Annotated in this window: 21 protein-coding genes; 10 read left to right on the top strand and 11 right to left on the bottom strand. The window is 70.1% G+C overall.

Annotated elements, in window-relative coordinates; translation table 11 throughout:
- Window positions 1-109 precede the first annotated feature (109 nt).
- Window positions 110-733, top strand: coding sequence for a DJ-1/PfpI family protein (locus RIF93_RS05900; protein ID WP_309089379.1), 624 nt, complete (start codon window positions 110-112; stop codon window positions 731-733).
- Here RIF93_RS05900 and RIF93_RS05895 read toward each other — a convergent pair.
- The 3 genes from RIF93_RS05895 to RIF93_RS05885 all read right to left on the bottom strand — a co-directional run bounded on the left by RIF93_RS05895 (window position 730) and on the right by RIF93_RS05885 (window position 4,113).
- Entirely contained in the window at window positions 730-1,758 is a 1,029-nt protein-coding gene (locus RIF93_RS05895; protein WP_309089377.1) for a Gfo/Idh/MocA family oxidoreductase, read from the bottom strand. The two genes, RIF93_RS05900 and RIF93_RS05895, sit on opposite strands and share 4 nt — an antisense overlap.
- Complete coding sequence (locus RIF93_RS05890) at window positions 1,755-2,738, bottom strand: zinc-binding dehydrogenase (RefSeq protein WP_309089375.1); 984 nt, start codon at window positions 2,736-2,738, stop codon at window positions 1,755-1,757. Before RIF93_RS05890 ends, RIF93_RS05895 begins: the two co-directional genes overlap by 4 nt.
- Window positions 2,739-2,808: 70 nt before the next feature.
- On the bottom strand, window positions 2,809-4,113 hold the full coding sequence (locus RIF93_RS05885; RefSeq protein WP_309089373.1) for an MFS transporter: 1,305 nt from the start codon (window positions 4,111-4,113) through the stop codon (window positions 2,809-2,811).
- A 154-nt stretch (window positions 4,114-4,267) separates the two neighbouring features.
- Here RIF93_RS05885 and RIF93_RS05880 point away from each other — a divergent pair, with 154 nt between their 5' ends.
- A complete protein-coding gene (locus RIF93_RS05880) occupies window positions 4,268-4,822 on the top strand; it encodes a DUF882 domain-containing protein (protein ID WP_309089371.1) in 555 nt (184 codons plus the stop codon).
- Window positions 4,823-4,831: 9 nt separating this feature from the next.
- Here the strand turns inward: RIF93_RS05880 and RIF93_RS05875 are convergent, their stop codons facing one another.
- From RIF93_RS05875 to epmA, 4 genes are all read right to left on the bottom strand, one after another.
- Entirely contained in the window at window positions 4,832-5,131 is a 300-nt protein-coding gene (locus RIF93_RS05875) for a hypothetical protein (RefSeq protein WP_309089369.1), read from the bottom strand.
- A gap of 6 nt (window positions 5,132-5,137) precedes the next feature.
- Window positions 5,138-6,571: a L,D-transpeptidase family protein gene (locus RIF93_RS05870; protein WP_309089367.1), complete on the bottom strand. Its 1,434-nt coding sequence runs from the start codon at window positions 6,569-6,571 to the stop codon at window positions 5,138-5,140.
- A 120-nt stretch (window positions 6,572-6,691) separates the two neighbouring features.
- Window positions 6,692-7,717 (bottom strand): lysine-2,3-aminomutase-like protein, encoded by a 1,026-nt coding sequence (locus RIF93_RS05865; RefSeq protein WP_309089365.1) that lies wholly within the window; start codon window positions 7,715-7,717, stop codon window positions 6,692-6,694.
- 28 nt (window positions 7,718-7,745) lie between these two features.
- Window positions 7,746-8,762: an EF-P lysine aminoacylase EpmA gene (gene epmA, locus RIF93_RS05860; RefSeq protein WP_309089364.1), complete on the bottom strand. Its 1,017-nt coding sequence runs from the start codon at window positions 8,760-8,762 to the stop codon at window positions 7,746-7,748.
- An 89-nt stretch (window positions 8,763-8,851) separates the two neighbouring features.
- Here epmA and efp point away from each other — a divergent pair, with 89 nt between their 5' ends.
- The 3 genes from efp to RIF93_RS05845 all read left to right on the top strand — a co-directional run bounded on the left by efp (window position 8,852) and on the right by RIF93_RS05845 (window position 11,925).
- A complete protein-coding gene (gene efp, locus RIF93_RS05855) occupies window positions 8,852-9,418 on the top strand; it encodes an elongation factor P (protein ID WP_309089362.1) in 567 nt (188 codons plus the stop codon).
- Window positions 9,419-9,494: 76 nt separating this feature from the next.
- The gene (locus tag RIF93_RS05850) at window positions 9,495-10,265 is read left to right on the top strand and encodes a sulfite exporter TauE/SafE family protein (protein WP_309089360.1); all 771 of its coding nucleotides are present in this window, start codon (window positions 9,495-9,497) and stop codon (window positions 10,263-10,265) included.
- Window positions 10,266-10,332: 67 nt separating this feature from the next.
- A complete protein-coding gene (locus RIF93_RS05845) occupies window positions 10,333-11,925 on the top strand; it encodes an amidase (protein WP_309089358.1) in 1,593 nt (530 codons plus the stop codon).
- A 4-nt stretch (window positions 11,926-11,929) separates the two neighbouring features.
- On the opposite strand, the gene RIF93_RS05840 is transcribed toward RIF93_RS05845, so the two are convergent.
- Window positions 11,930-12,619, bottom strand: a complete 690-nt coding sequence (locus RIF93_RS05840) for an NAD(P)H-dependent oxidoreductase (RefSeq protein WP_309089356.1) — start codon at window positions 12,617-12,619, stop codon at window positions 11,930-11,932.
- Between the two features lie 97 nt (window positions 12,620-12,716).
- Between RIF93_RS05840 and RIF93_RS05835 the strand changes: the two genes are divergently transcribed.
- From RIF93_RS05835 to RIF93_RS05825, 3 genes are all read left to right on the top strand, one after another.
- Window positions 12,717-13,637 carry a LysR substrate-binding domain-containing protein gene (locus tag RIF93_RS05835; RefSeq protein WP_309089354.1) on the top strand — a complete coding sequence of 307 codons (921 nt, stop codon included), beginning with the start codon at window positions 12,717-12,719 and terminating at the stop codon, window positions 13,635-13,637.
- A gap of 80 nt (window positions 13,638-13,717) precedes the next feature.
- Window positions 13,718-14,137 (top strand): CBS domain-containing protein, encoded by a 420-nt coding sequence (locus RIF93_RS05830; protein ID WP_309089352.1) that lies wholly within the window; start codon window positions 13,718-13,720, stop codon window positions 14,135-14,137.
- A 91-nt stretch (window positions 14,138-14,228) separates the two neighbouring features.
- On the top strand, window positions 14,229-15,440 hold the full coding sequence (locus RIF93_RS05825; protein WP_309089350.1) for a glycosyltransferase: 1,212 nt from the start codon (window positions 14,229-14,231) through the stop codon (window positions 15,438-15,440).
- A gap of 1 nt (window position 15,441) precedes the next feature.
- Here the strand turns inward: RIF93_RS05825 and RIF93_RS05820 are convergent, their stop codons facing one another.
- From RIF93_RS05820 to RIF93_RS05810, 3 genes are all read right to left on the bottom strand, one after another.
- Window positions 15,442-16,668 carry an acyl-CoA dehydrogenase family protein gene (locus RIF93_RS05820; protein WP_309089348.1) on the bottom strand — a complete coding sequence of 409 codons (1,227 nt, stop codon included), beginning with the start codon at window positions 16,666-16,668 and terminating at the stop codon, window positions 15,442-15,444.
- 14 nt (window positions 16,669-16,682) lie between these two features.
- Window positions 16,683-17,798: an acyl-CoA dehydrogenase family protein gene (locus RIF93_RS05815; protein WP_309089406.1), complete on the bottom strand. Its 1,116-nt coding sequence runs from the start codon at window positions 17,796-17,798 to the stop codon at window positions 16,683-16,685.
- A gap of 93 nt (window positions 17,799-17,891) precedes the next feature.
- The gene (locus tag RIF93_RS05810; protein WP_309089346.1) at window positions 17,892-18,092 is read right to left on the bottom strand and encodes a hypothetical protein; all 201 of its coding nucleotides are present in this window, start codon (window positions 18,090-18,092) and stop codon (window positions 17,892-17,894) included.
- 127 nt (window positions 18,093-18,219) lie between these two features.
- On the opposite strand from RIF93_RS05810, the gene RIF93_RS05805 reads away from it, so the two are divergent.
- Both RIF93_RS05805 and RIF93_RS05800 read left to right on the top strand, forming a co-directional pair.
- The gene (locus RIF93_RS05805; protein ID WP_309089344.1) at window positions 18,220-18,468 is read left to right on the top strand and encodes a hypothetical protein; all 249 of its coding nucleotides are present in this window, start codon (window positions 18,220-18,222) and stop codon (window positions 18,466-18,468) included.
- A 60-nt stretch (window positions 18,469-18,528) separates the two neighbouring features.
- Window positions 18,529-19,430, top strand: a 902-nt coding sequence (locus RIF93_RS05800; protein ID WP_309089404.1) for a M1 family aminopeptidase, incomplete at its 3' end; no start/stop codon positions are given.

The following is a 19,430-nucleotide window of genomic DNA, read 5'->3' as shown; positions in this document are numbered from 1 at the left end:
TCGGGGCAGGGACACCGTAAGCCCGATCAAGGCCGCTTGTCGCCAGCCGGCCCTTTTCCCGTCGAGCCCGCCGGACCACTGTGCAGCCAGGCTCAGGGAAACATCGGCCGTGCAGATCGCGATCCTCACCTTCGACGGCTTCAACGAGCTCGACTCGTTCATCGCGGCCGGGATTCTCAACCGGATGCGCGCGAAGGGCTGGGCCGCCCACATCACCTCGCCGACCGAAGAGGTCATGTCGATGAATGGCGTGACGATACGGCGGCAACGTCCCCTCGAGTTCGCCCGCGAGGCTGACGCGGTCCTCGTCGGCAGCGGGATCAAGACCCGCGAGGTCGCCGCCGACGCTGGCCTCCTCGCCAGGATCGTGCTCGATCCGGAGCGGCAGCTCGTCGGCGCGCAGTGCTCCGGCACGCTGCTTCTCGCAAAGCTCGGCGTGATCGGCGACCTGCCCGCCTGCACCGACCTGACCACCAAGCCGTGGGTCGTCGAAGCCGGCGTGGAGGTGCTGGACGCCCCCTTCGTCGCCCATGGGAATGTGGCCACGGCGGGCGGCTGCCTCGCCTCTCAGTATCTGGCGGCCTGGATGATCGCGCGCGGCGCGGGCCTCGCGGACGCCGCCGAGGCCATCCACTACGTTGCGCCGGTCGGCGAGAAGGCCGCCTGGATCGAGCGGGCGATGGGCGTCATCTCGCCCTTCCTCGTTCCCGCCGCGGGGACTGCGGCCGCCTAGCGCCCGTAGATGCGGTCCAGCACGCGGGCCACGTCCACCAGGCGCTCGGCGGCGGGATTGAAGCGCTCGCCTTCCGAGAGCCGGCGCGCCCAGTCGGCCGCGGCGCGGCCCCCCCAAGCGTCCGGAGGCTCGGCCAGGTTCTCGCGCGCCGTGCCGCGGTAGCGCTCGGCCGTGAAGTCGTAGAACGAGCCGCCGACGTTCTTCAGCGCCACCCCCCCGCCGGTCCCGTAGAAGCCAGCCTGGATGATGGCGTCGCAGCCGGCCTGCAGCCGCCACGAGCAGGCCAGACGCACCACCGTTCCGCCGGCCAGGGTGATGCGGGCTTCGGCGTAGTCCTCGACGGTGTCCGTCCGCCCGCCAAGCGGCGCGCCGCCGGCGAACAGGCTCGCCTGCACGTCCTCCACATCGGGAAAGTCCAGCGCCCACAGCGCCAGGTCCACCAGATGCACGCCCAGATCCATGACGCAGCCGCCCCCCGAAAGCTCGGGGTCGTAGAACCATGGCTTGTCCGGCCCGTAGGCGTTGTGGAAGACGAGGTCGGCCGCGAACACCTGCCCCAGTTCGCCGCCCGCCAGGATCTCGCGGATGCGGCGCATGCCCTCGGTGAAGCGGTAGGACAGGTCCACGGCCAGCAGCCGGTCCGCCTGCCGCGCCGCGGCGACCACGGCGGCGGCCTCGGCGGCGGTCCGCCCCAACGGCTTCTGGCAGAACACGGCGACGCCGGCGTCCAGCGCCCGGATCGACTGGGCGGCGTGCAGCGCGCTGGGCGTGGCGATCACCACGCCGTCCAAGCCCGCGGCCAGCATGGCGTCCAGGTCGCCCACGATCTCTGCGTCCGGCGCGATCTTGCCTGCCTCGGCGGCCATCTCGGGCGACGGGTCGGCGATGGCGGCGACGTCGATCAGCCCGGTGTCGGCCATGGCCTGCATCCGGTGCCGGCCGATCCAGCCGACGCCCAGGAAACCGATGCGGGGACGAACCGTCACCGGCGCCCTCAGACCAAGCTTCTCCAGCACTTCGCTCACAGCGTCACCAGCGCCTTGAGGAAGCCGTCGGGCCGGTCGCGCGTGGCGTTCAGCGCCTGGTCGAGCTGGTCCAGCGGATAGGTATGGGTGTAGAGCGGCGATGGGTCGAGCCGACCCGAGGCCACCGCTTCGACCGCCTCACGCAGGCCCTGGGCGTAGACCGCCGGGTCGCGCTCGTGGGCGTTGATCACGTCCAGGCCACGCCAGTTCCACAGCTGCATGTTCACCTGCCGCGGGCCGTCCTGATGGTAACCGGCGATGATCAGCTTACCCCGCTCGGCGCAGAGCTCCGCCGAAAGGTCCAGCGGCCACTGCTTACCGACCGCCTCGATCACCCGCTCGCAGAAGCGGCCGCCGGTCAGCTCGCGGACTTTTTCGATGATCGCCCAGTGGTCGTCCATCGGCACGACCTCGGCCGCGCCGAACTGTCTGGCCACGTCCAGCGAGAACGGCCGGCGCGAAATCGCGATGACGCGGGCGCCCGCGTCGGTCGCCAGCCGGGTCAGGAGCGCGCCCAGGAATCCGATGCCCACGATGGCCACGGTCTGGCCGGCCTGGACGTCCGCGCGGCGGAAGATGTTCATGGCGCAGCCCAGCGGCTCGCCCGGGAACGGCTTGCCGTCCAGTTCCGGAGGCAGCTTCACGCAGGCGGAGGCGTCGGCCACATCGTACTCGGCGTAGGATTTGTAGGAGAGCGCCGCGACCCGGTCGCCCAGAGCCAGCTCCGTGACGCCCTCGCCTACCGCATCGACGACGCCCCAGCCTTCGTGGCCCAGCGCGCCCGGTTCGGTCGGGAAGGTCATCCACTCCGGCCCTTCCCACGGCGTCAGGTTCGAGGCGCAGACGCCGCAGCCTTCCAGCCGCACCCGCACCTGGCCCGGCCCCGGCTCCGGCAGCGCCGCCCGTTCCAGGCGCATCTCGCCCGGGCCCGACACCACCGCGGCGCGCATCGTCGTCGAAACGGTCTGAGAGCCGTCCATCACCCCTCGCAAAGATCGTGGCATTCCCTGCGAGGGAAACAGTCCAGCTTGGCCTCGGGTTCCTTGAAGATCAGGCCTCCCGGTCGATCTCCTCGAACGTTTTCCCGCGCGTCTCCCGGGCTGCGAAGGCAGCGATCCCGCTCAGGACCGAGGCCACCGCGACATAGATCGCCACCGGCGTCGCCGAGCCGGTCTCCTTCAGCAGGGCCACGGCGATGATCGGCGCTAGCGAACCGGCGAAGATCGAGGTCACCTGATAGGCCAGCGAAACCCCGGAATAGCGGTAGGCGGTCGGGAACATCTCGGCCAGAAACGCGGCTTGGGGACCGTACATCGCCCCGTGCAGCACAAGGCCGCCGATCAGCGCCGTCAGCACCCCCGGCGTGGCCCCGGTGTCCAGCAGCCGGAAGAAGGCGAAGGCCCACAGCGCCATCCCGAACGCCCCCAGCATATAGACCGGCCGCCGCCCGATCCTGTCTGATAGCGCCGCAAACGCCGGAATGGCCACCAGGTGCGCCGCCGAGGCGATCAGCAGGGCGTTCAGTGTCGCCTGCCGCGAGAGCCCCACGTGCTGGGTCGCATAGGTGATCGAGAAGACGGTGATCACGTAGTAGCTGATGTTCTCGGCCACGCGCAGACCGCCGCCGATCACCAGGCGCAGCGGCCGCCGGCGGATCGCCTCCATCACCGGCGCCTTGGGAACGGCCTGGGCGGCCTGTTCGACCGCCCTGAAGCTCGGGCTTTCCTCGACGGCGGCGCGGACCCACCAGCCCACCAGGATCAGCGCGGCCGAAAGCAGGAACGGCACGCGCCAGCCCCAGGCCAGGAAGTCCGCCTCGCTCTGCAGCGCCGCCATCAGGGCCAGCACGCCCGCCGCCAGCAGGTTGCCGGCCGCGACGCCCGCCTGGGGCCAGCTCGCCCAGAAACCGCGCCGCCGGGCGTCGCCATGCTCGGCGACGATCAGCACCGCACCGCCCCATTCGCCGCCCACAGCGAACCCTTGAACCAGGCGAAGCGCGATCAGCATCACCGGCGCCAGCACCCCCACCTGGCCATAGGTGGGCAGGCAGCCGATCAGCACCGTGGCCCCGCCCATCATCACCAGGCTGAGCATCAGGAGCTTCTTGCGGCCGACCCGGTCGCCGAAGTGACCGAAGATCACCCCGCCCAGCGGGCGCGCGACGAAACCCAGGGCATAGGTGGCGAACGCCAGCATGGTGCCGACCAGCGGATCGGCCTCAGGGAAGAACAGCTTGTTGAAGACCAGCGCCGCGGCGGTCCCATAGAGGAAAAAGTCGTACCACTCGATGGTGGTCCCGATGGCGCTGGCCGCCACCACGCGACGCAGGGTCGCCCGTTCCGCAGCCTCAGCCATCCGCCCCTCATCCATACTCAAGCCGTGGCGGCAGGTCGTCGCACCGCGGCGCTTGTTAGGTTGACGCTAAACTTCAAGCCCGCATCTTGGCCACACCCGTTCGCCACCCGCCTCGACAGAGGCGGGCGTCCAGAAAGGTGGAGGCGCTTTCAGTATGCCGACCCTCGTCCGACGCCGTGAAGCACTGGGGATGGCCGGCGCCTTTGGCCTCTCCGCCTTCGCGCTGCCCTCCTGGGCCAGGGCTCTGCCCGCCGATGCGCCTCGCCGCGCGGCGCTGAAGAACCTGCACACGGGCGACGCCTTCAACGACGTCTACTTCGAGAACGGTCGCTACCTGCCGGACGCGCTCGCCGAGGCGCAGCGCGTGCTGCGCGACTGGCGCACCGGCGACGAGCACTTCATGGACCCGGGCCTGTTCGACGCCCTGCACGCCATCTCGGACAAGCTCGAGACCCGCGACGCCTTCCAGATCATCTCGGGCTACCGCTCCCCCAAGACCAACGCCATGCTGCACGCGAAGAGCAAGGGCGTGGCCTCCACCAGCCAACACACCCAGGGCAAGGCCGTGGACGTGCGGATCCAGGGCGTCGAGCTCTCGAACCTGCACAAGGCGGCGCTGGCGGTCGGCGCCGGCGGCGTCGGCTACTACCCGGTGTCGAACTTCGTCCACGTCGACACTGGCCGCGTGCGCCAATGGCGGGGCGCCTGACCTAGAGGCCTATTGCGGCGGGGTTTCGGCCGGCGGGGTTTCCGGCGCAGGCTCCGGCTCGATGGTGGTCAGGCCGACGGCCGCGGCGTCCTCCTGCACCTGAACGTCTTCCGGCGTTTGAACCGGCGGCGCGGTCGGCTGGGGCGGGGGCGCCTGTTCCACGACCGGGGCTGCGACATCCTCCGCGGCGGGAGCCGGCGCGGGGGCCGTCTTCGGCTCATCCGACGTCACATTGATGCTCCGGCTGATCGCCAGGGCCGCCAGCAGCACCGCGCAGGCCAGCGCGATCCACAGAACCTTCTTCAGCATCGTTCCCTAAGCCTTCGCCTGGACTTGGCCCACCACGCCCACCTTGGTCAGCAGCAGGCGGTCCCAATTATAGGGATCGGAGCGGAAGTGCATCTGCCCATCCGCGCCGGCGAATGCGGTCCAGTAGAGGATCATCACCGGCACCTCTTCGGGCAGCTTCACGCGCTGGGTCTTGGAGCCATCGCCCAAGGCCTGGTCCATGGCGGCGGCGTCTGTCCATTTGGCGTCAGCCGCCAGCAGCGCCTCGGCCAGCTTGCGCGGCTTCTCGATGCGCACGCAGCCGTGGCTGGCCTGCCGCGCATAGAGGTCGAAACCGGCCTTCGCCGGCGTGTCGTGCAGATAGACCGCGAACGGGTTGTCGAAGTCGAACTTGAAGCGGCCAAGCGCGGACTCGTCGCCCGAGCGCTGCTGCAGTCGCGGCTCACCGCCCTCGACGGGAATGATCCGGTAGCCGTTGCGGGCGAGATAGCCGGGGTTCGCCCGCTCCTTAGGCCACAGCTCCTCGCGAGCGATGCGGCTGGGGACGTTCCACGGCGGGTTGATGACCACCGAGTGGATCGACGACATCAGCATCGGCGTCTCGTCGCCCGGCTTGCCTGACACCGCCTTCATCGACAGCACCGGCTTGTCGTCCCGGAACAGGGTGACGATCGCGGCGCCGGAGTTCACCTGCACGCGCGTGGAGGGCATGGTCGCCGGCAGCCAGCGCCAGCGCTCCATATTGGCGATGATCTGCAGCACCCGCTGACCGACCGGCTGGTTCAGGTAGGCCAGGGTGCCGTTGCCGACGACGCCGTCGGGCTTCAGGCCGTAGCGCTTCTGGGCGCGGACGACGGCGTCCTGCAGCGCCTTGTCGAAGGTGGCCGAGCCGGTCGCCTGGGTCAGCGGGTCCTCGGCGGCCAGCCTGGCGCGCAGGGCCGGCACGCGCGCGTCGTTCGAACCCAGACCCATCGGCCCGCCCTCGGGCAGCGCTTTCCATCCGCCGGCGGCGGCGATCTCGCGGTAGCGGGCAAGTCCTCGCTTCAGCGCCACATAGCCGGCGTAGCGCGGCGGCAGGCTATCCAACCAAGCCTGCAGCCGGTCCTCGGCCACTGCCTTGGCGAGCTCCGGCGCGGGATCGTAGGGAGCCGGTCGCACCGCCCACAGTTCGGGGAAGTCGCCCGGGGACAGGCGTCCGATCTTCACGTCGCGCGCATAGCGCAGAAGGCCCTGAACCAGGGCGGCCTGGTCGGCTCGGTCAGCCGGTAGGTAGGCGTCGGGCTTCAGGCCGTGGAGGTTCGCGGCCTCGAGCACGCGGATCGCAGTCCCGGCTTGAGCCGGCGACAACGTGATGACTGGCGCAGGCGCCGCCTGCACAGCCGGCGGAGGCGCCGGAGCGACCACCGGCGGCTCCTGCGCGACCGCTGCGGCGTTCGCCAGCACCGCCGGAACCGCCGCCATCCAAGCCCAACGCATTGAAAAACTTCCCCTTGAACGCCGCATCGACGCAACAAACGCGCGAAACGGCATTTCGATTCCGGCTTCCTGCCTCATCGCTCCTGAACGCCGAATTGACGGATATCAGTCCTGCGCCGGGGGATAGACGTGGCGCTTGCCCGCAGGGTCCTCGACCTCGTCCGCATGCACGTAGGTCGGGCCGACCGGGACCTTTCCATGACCGCCGGGGATATCCAGCACATACGTGGGCTGGGCCAGGCCCGAGAGCCGGCCTCGCAAGTCGCGCATCACAGCCTGGCCCTCGTCGATCGAGGTGCGGAAGTGGCCGGTGCCGGGCGCCAGGTCCCCGTGGTGCAGGTAATAGGGCTTGATCCGCGCCTCGACGAAGCCCCGCATCAGGGCTTCCAGCACCGCCGGCTCGTCGTTGACGCCCTTCAGCAGCACGGTCTGGCTGACCATGGGAATTCCGGCCTCGACGATCCGCGCGCAGGCCGCGCGCGCGGCGGGGGTCAGCTCGTCGGGATGGTTGGCGTGCAGGGCGACCCACGCCGCCTTGCCCGAGGCCTTCAGCGCCTGGACCAGCTCGTCGGTCACCTTGTCCGGATCGACCGCCGGCACGCGGGTGTGGAAGCGCACGACCTTCACGTGCTCGATCGCCGCCAGCCGCCGCCCGATGTCGGCCAGCCGCCTGGGCGACAGGATCAGCGGGTCGCCGCCCGTGACGATCACCTCCCAAACCTCGGGCCGGCCCGCGACATAGGCCATCGCCGCGTCCAGCTGCGCGGGCGAAAGCGGCCGGACGCCGTCGGGCCCCACCATCTCGCGCCGGAAGCAGAAGCGGCAGTAGACGGCGCAGGCGTGGTTGGCCTTCAGCAGCACCCGGTCGGGGTAGCGGTGCACGATGCCTTCGACTGGCGAATGGGCGTCGTCGCCGATCGGGTCAGCGCGTTCGTCCGGCGTTGCCAGGAGCTCGGCCGGGGTGGGGACGAACTGCCGGGCCACGCCTTCGCAAGCCTGCGCCAGCTCGGCCATTGGGGGCGTGATCGCCACCGCATAGCGCTCAGCAACGCGCGCGAGCTCGGCGAGAGCCTCTGGCGGCGCCAGGTCGGCAGCCACGAGGTCGTCAGGGGTGCGCAAGGGGCGGGTCATCAGGCCGCGCCCCATACACCATTCGCCGTCAGCCGGGTACCGGCGCCCACAGCACCTGTTCGATGTGACGCGCGCCCGTGGCCAGCATCACCAGCCGGTCGAAGCCTAGCGCCCCGCCGCTCGCCTCGGGCATGAGCTCAAGCGCCGCCAGGAAGTCCTCGTCGATGGGATAGCGCTCGCCATAGACCCGCTGCTTCTCGGCCATTTCGGCCTCGAACCGCGCGCGCTGCTCGGCCGGGTCGGTCAGCTCGCCGAAGCAGTTGGCCAGCTCCACGCCGCAAGCATAGAGCTCGAAGCGCTCGGCCACCCGCGGATCGCCCGGCTTCGGCCGCGCCAGCGCGGCCTCGCTGACCGGATACTCGCAGAGGATCGTCGGCCGTCCGATGCCCAGGTGCGGCTCCACCTTCTCGACGATGATGCGGCTGAACACGTCCGCCCAGACGTCGTCCTCGGCCACGCGGATGCCCAGCGCCCTCGCTTGCCCGGCGAGGTCTCCGAACAGGTCCACGCCGGCGTAGCGGTCGAAGGCCTCCGCCACCGTCAGCCGCTCGGGCTCGGCGAACGGGTCGCACTCCAGCCCTCGCCAGGTGAGCACCCGCGCCCCCGCGCCGTGGGCCGCCAGGCGCATCAGCGCCGCGCAGTCGGCCATGATCGCCTCGTACGGCTCGCCCGCGCGGTACCACTCCAGCATGGTGAACTCGGGATGGTGCAGCGGTCCGCGTTCGCGGTTGCGCCAAACCTTGCCCAGGCTGAACAGGCGCGTCTCGCCGGCGGCCAGGAGCTTCTTGCAGGCAAACTCGGGCGAGGTGTGGAGGTACAGCGTGCGCCCCTCGCCGGCGGTCGTCAGCGCCTCTGTGGCGAAGGCGTGCAGGTGGGCCTCGTTGCCCGGCGAAACCTGCAGCGCCGCCGTCTCCACCTCGACGAAGTCCTGCTGATCGAGCCAGGCTCGTGTCGCCCGCATGATCGCGCCGCGGGCGGTCAGGAACGGCCGGCGGTCGGCGTGGCGCTCAGGGCGCCACCAGGCTTGCGAGGCGGTGTCGGGCAAGGGGCTGCGACCCTGAAGGACTGGCGATTTCGGCGAAGGTCGCTATACGAGCCGGCCAAGAACTCGCAAAGCATCCTCGAGGACCGAACTTGAAGGTTTCCGCCAGCTCCCTCCGCAAGGGCAACGTCGTCGATCTCGAAGGCAAGCTCTACGTCGTGCTCAGCGCCGAGAACATCCACCCCGGCAAGGGCACGCCCGTCACCCAGCTGAACATGCGCCGCATCTCGGACGGCGTGAAGGTGTCGGAGCGCTACCGCACGACCGAAACGGTCGAGCGCGCCACGGTGGACAGCCGCGACTATACCTTCCTGTACGAGGACGGCGACGGCTTCCACTTCATGAACCCCGAGAACTACGAGCAGGTCACCGCCTCGCCCGAGATGATCGGCGATGCGAAGTACTACCTGACCGACGGCTGCACCGTGCAGCTCTCCACCCACGAGGGCGTGCCGATCGCCATCGAGCTGCCGCGCCTGGCGACGTTCGAAGTGGTCGAGACCGAGCCCAGCGTGAAGGGCCAGACCGCCTCGTCGTCGTACAAGCCCGCCGTGCTGTCGAACGGCTTGCGCACCATGATCCCGCCGTACATCACCGCCGGCACCAAGATCGTCGTGCTGACCGAGGACGGCTCCTATCAGGAACGCGCCAAGGACTAGGGTCCCGCAACTCTTCTGGCGCGGCGATCAGCAGAACTGGTTGGCCGCCGCGCCACCTTGGCCTTAGCTGGCGGCGATGGATCCTGATTTCTGGCTCTTCGCCGCCGTCGGCTTCGCCGCCCAGCTTGTGGATGGCGCGCTCGGCATGGCCTACGGCGTCATCTCGACGTCCGTGCTGCTGTCGTTCGGGGTCAGCCCCGCCAACGCCTCGGCCAGCGTGCACGCCGCCAAGGTGTTCACCGGCGCGGCGTCCGGCCTCTCCCACATCTTCTACAAGAACGTCGACTGGAAGCTGCTGGGCCTACTCGCCGGCGGCGGCGTCGTGGGCGGCGTGCTGGGCGCCTATGTCCTGACCTCGATCCCCGGCGAGGTTGTCAAGCCGTTCGTGGTCATCTGGCTGGGCCTGATGGGCCTGGTCATCCTCTACCGCGCCTGGCGCCAGGCCAGGCCCAAGGTCTTCTCCTGGAAATCGCCCCTGCCGCTCGGCCTGATCGGCGGCTTCTTCGACGCCATCGGCGGCGGCGGGTGGGGCCCCGTCGTGACGAGCTCTCTGATGGGCGCCGGCGCGGACACGCGCAAGGCCATCGGCACCACCAACACCGCGGAGGTCTTCGTCGCCGCCGCCACCTCGGCCGCCTTCCTGGCGAGCCTGGTCAGCGGGCACTGGGAGACGGAGGGCCTGCGCGCCCTGCTCTGGTCGCTGGCGGGGCTGATCGTCGGCGGTGTCGTCGCCGCGCCGATCGCGGGCTGGATGACCAAGGTGCTGCCCCTGCGCATGCTGACTTGGCTGGTGGGCTTCGTGGTCGTCGGCCTCGCGATCTGGCAGGCCGTACAGCTGTTCGCCTGAGCTGACCGCCCTAGCGCCGCCCAGGCTGATTCTGCATAAGTCGCGGAAGTTCCAGGGGGAGTGCGCCTTGACCAAGCTTGTCCTTTTCGCCGCGGCCGCAGCGCTCGCCGCCTCGGCGGCCTCCGCTCAGCCGCTGAGCCCGTACGCGTCGGCCGGCCAGCAGCAGGCGGCCATGAAGGACGGCCGGGTCAGCTCCGAGGCCCTGGTCCGCGCCTATTTCGACCGCATCGCGGAGATCGACCGCGCCGGGCCCAAACTGAACAGCGTCATCGCGCTGAGCCCGCGCGCGATCACCGATGCCCGACGGCTCGACGCCGAACGGGCGGCGGGCAAGCTTCGCGGGCCGCTGCACGGCATCCCCGTGCTCCTGAAGGACAACATCGAGGCCGACATCGGCCTGCCCACCACCGCCGGCTCGCTGGCGCTGGCCGACAACGTCACCGGACGCGACGCGCCGATCGTGAAGCGCCTGACCGACGCCGGGGCCGTGATCCTCGGCAAGACCAACCTGTCGGAATGGGCCAACTTCCGGTCGACGCGCTCGATCAGCGGCTGGAGCGCGGTCGGCGGCCTGACCCGCAACCCCTACTCTCTCGACCGCACCGCCTGCGGCTCCTCTTCGGGCTCGGGGGCCGCCATCGCCGCCGGCATCGGCGCCGTCGCTATCGGCACCGAGACCAACGGCTCGATCACCTGCCCAGCCGCCATGACCGGCGTGGTGGGCTTGAAGCCGACGGTGGGCCTGGTCTCGCGCACCCACATCGTCCCGATCTCGCCCGCCCAGGACACGGCCGGCCCGATGACCCGCACCGTCGCTGACGCCGCGGCGGTGCTGAGCGTGCTCGCCGGCTCCGATCCAGCCGATCCAGCGACCGCCCAGGCAGACGGCAAGAAGGCGGACTACCTCAAAGCCCTGGACCGCAACGCCCTGAAGGGGCAGCGCATCGGCGTCTGGAACCCCATGAAGGGCCGCCTGCCCGAGCTCGACCTCGCCTTTGACAGGGCTCTGCAGGATCTGAAGGCGGCCGGGGCAGAACTGATCGAACTCAAGGGCCCCCCCGAGGCCGAGCTCGAAAAGGTTGGAAGCACGTCGGGCGAACTGCTGCGGTGGGAGTTCAAGGCCGCCCTGAACGACTATCTCGCCACGACGCCGCCGGCCGTGAAGGCCCGCACGCTCGACGCCCTGATCGCGTTCAACAAGTCCGAGCCGCGCGAGATGCCGCTCTTCGGCCAGGAGATCTTCGAGCAGGCGGCCAAGGCGCCGCCTGCCGCCGACGCCGCCATGCAGGCCAAGCGCGCCGAAATCCGCAAGCTGGCCGCCGCCGCCCTCGACCGGATGCTGGCGGATGGCAAGGTGGTCGCCATCGTGGCCCCCAGCGGCGGGCCGGCGGCGATCGTCGATCCGGTCACCGGCGGGCGCTTCTTCGGCTCGCCCTCGACGCTGCCGGCGGTCTCCGGCCATCCCCACTTGACCGTGCCCATGGGCCAGGTCGGCGGCGCGCCCGTCGGGATCTCGTTCCTGGGTCCGGCGTGGTCGGAAGCCCGGCTGCTGGGGCTGGGCTTCGCCTACGAGCAGCAGTCGCGCGCCCGCCGCGAGCCCGACTTCCTGGCCAGCGTCGCGAAACGCCCCGACGTGGCCGAGGCCTTCGACCCGCGCTGAGTCGTCAGGCGGCGGCGCGGGCCTCCGTCGCCAGCAGCAGGTCGACCAGCCGGTCCGTCTCGGCCTCAGCGCGCGCGATGGAGGCGGCCAGCCGTTCGCCGCCGAACTCGTCGTACTCGACGGCGACGCTGTAGGCCTCGTCGACGCCCATGTAGCGGAACGGCGTCCGCACGCTGGCCTCCACGTGGTTCAGGTGCGCGGTCCGCCCGCCTTCGTCGTAGCCGTAGTCGCCGCGTGACCCCAGCAGCACCAGCCGCTTCCCCTGGCCGCTCAGGAGAGGCCAGTACGGCTCGCCCTCGCGGCTCCGGTCGAAGCCGAAGGTGCGGCCCACGCGGACCACGTTGTCGATGTAGGCCTTCAGCTGGGCCGGGGGGCCGAAGTTGTACATCGGCGCGCCCACAACGATCAGGTCGGCGGCCAGCAACTCGTCCACGAGCGCATCGCTCTCGGCCAGGGCCTCGACCATCCACGGTTCGCGCCGCTCGGGCGGCGTGAAGGCGGCATGGATCCAGCGGCCGGTCACCGGCGACGGCGGGTCAACGCCCACGTCGCGCCGGATCACCGCGTCGCGCGGCCGGGCGGCCATCCAGCGGCGGACGAAGCGCGCCGTCAGCCGTCGGCTGTGCGAGCCATAGGCGTGTTCGTCCGAGCCGCCCTGGCGTGCGCTGGAATCGATGTGCAACAGCGTAGCCATCTGTTCCTCCTGGAGGTGGTTCAAGGAGGCTCATCCGTCGCCGACGCCGAACGCCTGGACAAACTCGGATATCTCAGCCCATAGATGAGCTTGTCTCATGCGTAAGCTGCCCCCGCTCGCCAGCCTCCGGGCCTTCGAGGCCGCCGCCAGGCATCTCAGCTTTAAGCGCGCCGCCGAGGAGCTCGCGGTCACGCCAACCGCCATTAGCCACCAGGTGCGCCTGCTGGAGGACACCCTGGGCCTGCCGCTGTTCGAACGGCGGGTGCGAGAGGTTCGCCTCACCGAGGCCGGCCGGACGCTCTATCCCGGCGTGCGCGACGGCTTCGACGGCATGGCCGCGGCGCTGGACCAGGTGCGGCGGCCCACAGGCCCCGTGCCCGTGACCCTGAGCGCCACCCTCGCCTTCGTCGGCAAGTGGCTACTGCCGCGCGTGGAGGGCCTCGAGGCCGCGGCGCGCGGCCTGCAGCTCAACGTTCTCGCCTCCAACGCCCCGGCCGACGTGGCTGCCGGCGAGGCCGACGTGGCCGTGCGCTACGGGCGCGGCCCCTGGCCCGGCTGTCGCGCCGACCTGCTGTTCGAGACCGCCTATGCGCCGGTCTGCAGCCCCAGGCTCGCCATCCGCGCAACGACCGACGTGGCCGGCGCTCGCCTGATCCACTTCGTCTGGACCAGACCTGACGCCACCAGCCCGGTGTGGCCGGCGTGGTTCGAGCGGGCCGGTCTTTCCTACCCTGCGGGCGGGGAGGCGCTCACCTTCTCCGACGAGACCCATGCGCTGCAGGCCGCGATCGCCGGCCAAGGCGTGGCGCTGATGAACCTCGCGCTTGCCGTCGACGAACTCGCCTCGGGCGCGCTTGTCGCGATCGGCCCGGCGCTGCGCGGCCATCCGATGTGGGTGGTGACCCCCGATCGGGCGCGGGCCGCCGCGGCCGCGGCGGAAGTGCGCGACTGGTTGCTCGCCGAAGCCCAGACGTTCAGCGCCCGCTTCGCGGCGCTGGGCGTGCCGCCGGCGGCGTGACCGCTGCAACCTCCCCTCGGGCGACGGGTTATCGCCGCGGGCCGGCCGCGCCGGCTTCGCCCGCATCGGAGGGAGCTTCCATGAGGATCAACGAGATCATGTCGCGCCAGGTCGAGGTGGCGCGGCCGCAGGACACCATCCAGGACGTCGCGCGGAAGATGCGCGAGATCGACGCCGGCGTGATCCCCGTCTGCGACGGCGACAAGGTCCAAGGCATGGTCACCGACCGCGACATCGTCGTCCGCGCGGTCAGCGAAGCCCGCAGCTTCGACACGCCGGTCTCCGAGGTGATGACGGCCGACGTCGAGTATTGCTACGAGGACGATGACATCGCCCAGGCGGCCGATAAGATGGCCGAACTCCAGGTCCGGCGCCTCGTGGTGCTCGACCGCGACCAGCGCCTGGTCGGCATCGTGTCCCTGGGCGACATCGCCCAGCAGGGGAAGGACAAGACCACTGGCCAAGCTCTGGAAGAGATCAGCGAGCCGAACCGCCACTAGGCGCGTTCTCACCCGTGAGGGCGGCAGTGAACGTTCGGCCGCCCTGTTCCTCGCGGCTTCCAACAGCATCAACGATGGAAGGGCTGGCCGAGTGTCCGAAGCGACCGCCCTGAGATTGGCCGAGAAGGTCCGACCCGCCGCTCCCCTGGCGCCGCGCGCCGAGGGTTCGGCAGGCTTTCGCCTGATCGACACCACCATGATGTATGCGCCCAAGTCGGGCGGGGTGAAGCGCTACCTGATGGCCAAGCGCGCGTGGCTCGAGAAGCGCCGGCCGGATATCGAGCACACCCTGGTCGTGCCGGGCGCCCGCACCCAGGCCGATGGTTCGGGCCTGGTGACCATCGCTGCCGCCCGCCTGCCGTTCGGCAACGGCTACCGCATGCCCGCCAGCCTTGCGAAATGGGAGACGGTGCTGCGGCTGCTGCAGCCGGACATCATCGAGGCCGGCGACGTCTTCATTCCTGGCCACGCGGCGCTGGAGGCGGGCGAGGCGCTGGGCGTGCCGGTCGTCGGTTTCTGCCACACCGACGCCGCCGCTTTGGCCGCCCTCCACTTCGGCGAATGGGCCGAGGCGCCGACGTTCAACTTCTGGGCCCAGGCCTACCAGCGCTTCGATCACGTCGTGGCGCCGTCGCAGCACATGGCCGGCCGGCTCGCCGCCGCCGGCGTCCAGCGCCTGTCGATCCAGCAACTCGGCGTCGACACCGAGCTCTTTCATCCTTCGCGCGGTGACCGGGCGCGGCTGTTCCGACGCCTGGGCCTGTCGCCCGAGACGCGCCTGCTGGTCTTCGCCGGCCGCCCCGCCCGCGAGAAGAACATCGACTCCATGGTGGCAGCGGTCGAGCGGCTCGGCGCGCCGTACAAGTTGCTGCTCGTCGGCGCCGGCAAGGACGTCATGCCGTCCGACAGCGTCATCTGCCTCGACTACGAGCGCGACCCGGTGAAGCTGGCGGGCGTCATCGCCAGCTGCGACGCCTGCCTGCACGCCAACGAGAATGAGATCTTCGGCCTGGTGGTGCTGGAGGCCATGGCCGCCGGCCTGCCGGTGGTGGGCTCCAAGCGCGGGGGCGTCGGCGAACTGATCGACGAGACTGTAGGCCAGCCGGCGGAGAGCGTCGAACCCGCAGGCCTCGCCGAAGCCATCGAGGCGCTGTTCGCCCGCGACATCGGCGAGATCTCCAAGGCCGCCCGTCGCCGCGCCGAGACCCGGCACGGCTGGGACGCCACCTTCGAGAACCTGACGCGCCTCTACGGCGAGCTGGTGGCGGGACGCGCCCGCGCCCCGCTGGCCCTTACCGCCTAGGTCACCGTCCGGTCGGGGCGTCCTTGAACGGGACGTCCTTGTCCACTCGGATGTCGCCGGGCAGGCCCAGCACGCGCTCGGCGATGATGTTCTTCAGGATCTCGTCGGTGCCGCCGGCGATGCGCAGGCCCGGCGCGTACATCAACGACCAGTGGAACGCGCCCTTCAGCGGCAGCAGGTCCCCGTCGTTGATGATGCCGTACTGGTCCATCATCTCGACCGCGCTGTTGGCCAGCTCCTGCATCTGCAGGGCCGAGACCACCTTGCCGATCGAGCTTTCCGGCCCCGGCGTCTGACCGCGCGACAGCGCCGTGATCGTGCGGTTGCGGGTGTGCTTCAGGCCCTCGGTCTGGACGTACCAGTCGGCGAGCTTCTCGCGCAGCGCCTGGTCCTTGATGGCGGGCGCGCCGTCGAGGCCAGCGATGCCGCGGGCGGCTTCCAGGAACTGGCTCCAGCCCGCGCCCGTCGGCCCGCCGACCGCCAGCCGCTCGTTCATCAGCGTGACCAGGCTGACCCGCCAGCCGTCGTTGACCGCGCCCAGGCGCTGGCTGTCCTTCACCCGCACGCCGGTGAAGAACACCTCGTTGAAGCCCGAGCCGCCCGACATCTGATGGATCGGCCGCACCTCGATCCCGGGGTCCTTCATGTCGACCCAGAACATCGTCAGGCCCTTGTGCTTGGGCGCGTCCGGATCGGTCCGGGTGACGACGATGCCGAAGTCCGAGAACTGGGCCCCCGTCGTCCACACCTTCTGGCCGTCGATGATCCAGTCGCCCGAGCCGTCGGGCGCCTGCACGGCGCGCGTCCGCGCGGCGGCGACGTCCGAACCGCCGGAGGGCTCGGAGAACAGCTGGCACCAGATCTCCTCGCCGCGCAGGGCTGGCCCCACGAAGCGTTTCTTGGTCTCCTCGTCGGCGAAGGTCATCACCGTGGGGACGCACATGCCGAGCCCGATCTGAAACGGGTTGGGCGGGATCGGGTATTTCGACTCTTCCTGGTTGAAGATGACCTGCTGGATCGGCGTGCCGCCCGGCCCGCCCCATTCCTTGGGCCAGGTGATCTGGGCGTAGCCGGCCGCGGCCTTCTTGGCCTGCCAAGCCTTCGACGCGGCCATGGTGTCGCCGCCTTCGGGATCGCCGCCCTCGTTCTTCTTGGGGGCGTTCTCCTTCAGCCAGGCCTGCACCTGGGCGCGGTAGGCGGCTTCTTCGGGGCTGTCGTTGAAGTCCATGTGCTGAAAATCCCTTAGGCCGCGTTGCGCCGTTCGAGGTGGCTGACCAGTCGTTCCTTCCAGACGCGGGGCGCGCCCGCGACGAGGGAGAGCTGGCGCGAACGCCGGTAATAGAGGTGGGCGTCCACCTCCCAGGTGAAGCCGATGCCGCCGTGCGTCTGGATGTTCTCCTTCGAGCCGAACCAGAAGGCTTCCGAAGCGGCGATGCGGGCGGCGCTGGCCGCCACCGGCAGCTCGGGCGCGTTGGTGTTCAGCGCCCAGGCCCCGTAGTAGGCGTTCGAGCGGGCCAGCTCGTTCTTGACGTACATGTCGGCCAGCTTGTGCTTGATCGCCTGGTAGCTCGCGATGACGCGTCCGAAGGCGTAGCGCTCCAGCGCATAGGCCTTGGCCATCTCGAGGCAGCGGTCGGCGCCGCCACACTGCTCGAACGCCAGCAGCACCGCGGCGCGGTCGTGGATCTGCTCCAGCAGCGACAGCCCCTCGCCCGCGGCGCCCAGCCGCTCGGCCGCCGCGGCGTCGAACGTCAGCTTGGCGGCGTCGCGGGTCGGATCCAGCGTCTTCAGGCTTTGGCGGGTGACGCCGCCGGCCGTGAGATCGACGAGGAATAGGCCGAGCTTGCCGCCCTCCTTGGCCAGCACCACCGCGTGGGTCGCGATGTCGCCGTCCGTGACGGGGATCTTCGTCCCCGAGAGCTTGCCGCCCGAGACGCTGGCCTGAACCGTCTGGGTGGTGACGGCGCCCGGTCCTTCGGACGTCGCCATGCAGCCGATCACCTCACCCGCCGCGATCTTGGGCAGCAGGGCCTGCTTCTGGGCGTCGGAGCCCGCGAGCATCACCGCCTCCGCGAGGAAGTAGACCGTCGAGGCGAATGGGATTGGGGCCACGACGCGACCCAGCTCCTCGGCGATCGCGCAGAGCTCCACGTGGCCCAGACCGAGGCCGCCGAATTCCTCCGGGATCGCCGCCCCCAGCCAGCCCTGCTCGGCCACCTGCTTCCACAGCGCCTCATCATAGGCCTTGGTGTCGTCGTCCAGCACCTTGCGCACCCGCGACGTGGGGCAGTTGGCGTCCAGGAACTTCCTGGCCTCGGACTTCAGGAACTTCTGGTCGTCGGAGAAGTCGAAATTCATCTGGGCCCCATCGCGCCGGCCGATCGCCGGCTTCGTTTCCTCTCGGATGGGGAGCATACGCGCGGGGAAGGCGCTGAAAAGTATGACCTCGCGTCAGCCGACGCCGGGCGTGAACACGCCCAGCTTCGAGAACCGGCCGAGCAGCCGGCCGCCGCACCAGAGTTCGCCCTCGCCGCCCTTCCGGAACAGCACGGCCGCGTGTTCGACCGCTTCGGCGTCGCTCGCCGCGGTGAACGTCTCACCCAGGACGAGACGACCGCCCCCGCCAACACGGTAGATCCGATAAGACGGCAACGCCCAAGCCCCTGACTGCACCGCGGCTTCTTCTGGGCCCGCCCGAGCTATCTGTCTGTCGCCTTCCTGACCCGCCCCGGCAAAAGCTTTCGGAACAAGCCGCCCGCATGGGCGGTTCGCCTGCGTGATGACTGTCGAGAAGCCGACCGACATGCAGATCATCGTCGCGTGGCGGGACAACAAGTGGGTGGTCGAGCGCAACGCCGCCGTCGTGGCCGCCTATGCGTACCGCGTCCACGCCATCGAACATGCGCGCACCCTCGCGGCCGAGGCGGCGGCCCAGGGGGTGAAGTGCTATCTGCTCATCCGCGAGCAGGACGGCCGCTGGTCCGAAAGGCCCTGCCCGCGCTCGCCCCGCCGCGCCGCCGGCGGCTGACCGGATTCCGATACGCGCCTCGCCTTGGCGCCGCCCCGATGGAGCGCCTAGATGGCCCTCATGCGCACCGACACCCCTCAGGCGATCCGCCTCTCCGACTATCGCCCCCCGGCATTCCTCGTCGACGAGGTCTTCCTGGCCTTCGACCTCCAGCCGAACACGACCCGTGTGAAGGCCACGCTGAAGGTGCGGCGCAATGGCGGGCACGCCGAGCCGCTGCGCTTCAACGGCGAGCGGCTGAAGCCGGTCTCGGTCGCGATCGACGGCCGCGTCCTTGGCGAGGCTGAGCGCGCCATCGACGCCGAATGGCTGACGATCCCCGACGCGCCGGACGCCTTCACCCTGCAGACCGAAGTCGAGATCGACCCCGAGAACAACAAGGCGCTGGAAGGCCTGTACATGTCCGGCGGCCGGTTCTGCACCCAGTGCGAGGCGGAAGGCTTCCGCAAGATCACGTTCTGGCCCGACCGCCCGGACGTGCTGTCGCGCTTCACCGTCCGCATCGAAGCCGACCGCAAGTTCCGCCACCTGCTGTCGAATGGAAACCTGGTCGAACAAGGCGAGCTGCCCGGCGGCCGCCACTTCGCCGTCTGGAACGATCCCTTCCCCAAGCCCTGCTACCTGTTCGCCCTGGTTGCCGGCGAGCTCGACGTGCTGGAAGACAAGCTCGTCACCATGAGCGGCCGGACCGTGGACCTGCGGATCTACGTCGATCCCGGCATGGCCCCGCGGGCGGCCTATGCCATGGACGCGCTGAAGCGCTCGATGAAGTGGGACGAGCAGGCGTTCGGGCGCGAATACGACCTCGACCTCTTCATGATCGTCGCCGTGCGCGACTTCAACTTCGGGGCCATGGAGAACAAGGGGCTGAACATCTTCAACAGCTCCCTGCTGCTCGCCGACCCGGAGACCGCCACCGACCTCGACTTCGAGCGCATCGAAAGCGTCGTCGCCCACGAATA

It is taken from the genome of Phenylobacterium sp. (assembly GCF_031181185.1).
Lineage (GTDB): Bacteria > Pseudomonadota > Alphaproteobacteria > Caulobacterales > Caulobacteraceae > Phenylobacterium.
This window is presented reverse-complemented; position numbering and strand designations above follow the sequence as displayed.

Bases quoted from the DNA above. Each gene is read 5' to 3' on its own strand.
- RIF93_RS05890 (WP_309089375.1), bottom strand. From the start codon at position 2,738: ATGGACGGCTCTCAGACCGTTTCGACGACGATGCGCGCCGCGGTGGTG.
- RIF93_RS05885 (WP_309089373.1), bottom strand. From the start codon at position 4,113: ATGGCTGAGGCTGCGGAACGGGCGACCCTGCGTCGCGTGGTGGCGGCC.
- RIF93_RS05880 (WP_309089371.1), top strand. From the start codon at position 4,268: ATGCCGACCCTCGTCCGACGCCGTGAAGCACTGGGGATGGCCGGCGCC.
- RIF93_RS05875 (WP_309089369.1), bottom strand. From the start codon at position 5,131: ATGCTGAAGAAGGTTCTGTGGATCGCGCTGGCCTGCGCGGTGCTGCTG.
- RIF93_RS05870 (WP_309089367.1), bottom strand. From the start codon at position 6,571: ATGGCGGCGGTTCCGGCGGTGCTGGCGAACGCCGCAGCGGTCGCGCAG.
- RIF93_RS05865 (WP_309089365.1), bottom strand. From the start codon at position 7,717: ATGACCCGCCCCTTGCGCACCCCTGACGACCTCGTGGCTGCCGACCTG.
- RIF93_RS05850 (WP_309089360.1), top strand. From the start codon at position 9,495: ATGGATCCTGATTTCTGGCTCTTCGCCGCCGTCGGCTTCGCCGCCCAG.
- RIF93_RS05840 (WP_309089356.1), bottom strand. From the start codon at position 12,619: ATGGCTACGCTGTTGCACATCGATTCCAGCGCACGCCAGGGCGGCTCG.
- RIF93_RS05835 (WP_309089354.1), top strand. From the start codon at position 12,717: ATGCGTAAGCTGCCCCCGCTCGCCAGCCTCCGGGCCTTCGAGGCCGCC.
- RIF93_RS05830 (WP_309089352.1), top strand. From the start codon at position 13,718: ATGAGGATCAACGAGATCATGTCGCGCCAGGTCGAGGTGGCGCGGCCG.
- RIF93_RS05820 (WP_309089348.1), bottom strand. From the start codon at position 16,668: ATGGACTTCAACGACAGCCCCGAAGAAGCCGCCTACCGCGCCCAGGTG.
- RIF93_RS05815 (WP_309089406.1), bottom strand. From the start codon at position 17,798: ATGAATTTCGACTTCTCCGACGACCAGAAGTTCCTGAAGTCCGAGGCC.
- RIF93_RS05805 (WP_309089344.1), top strand. From the start codon at position 18,220: ATGACTGTCGAGAAGCCGACCGACATGCAGATCATCGTCGCGTGGCGG.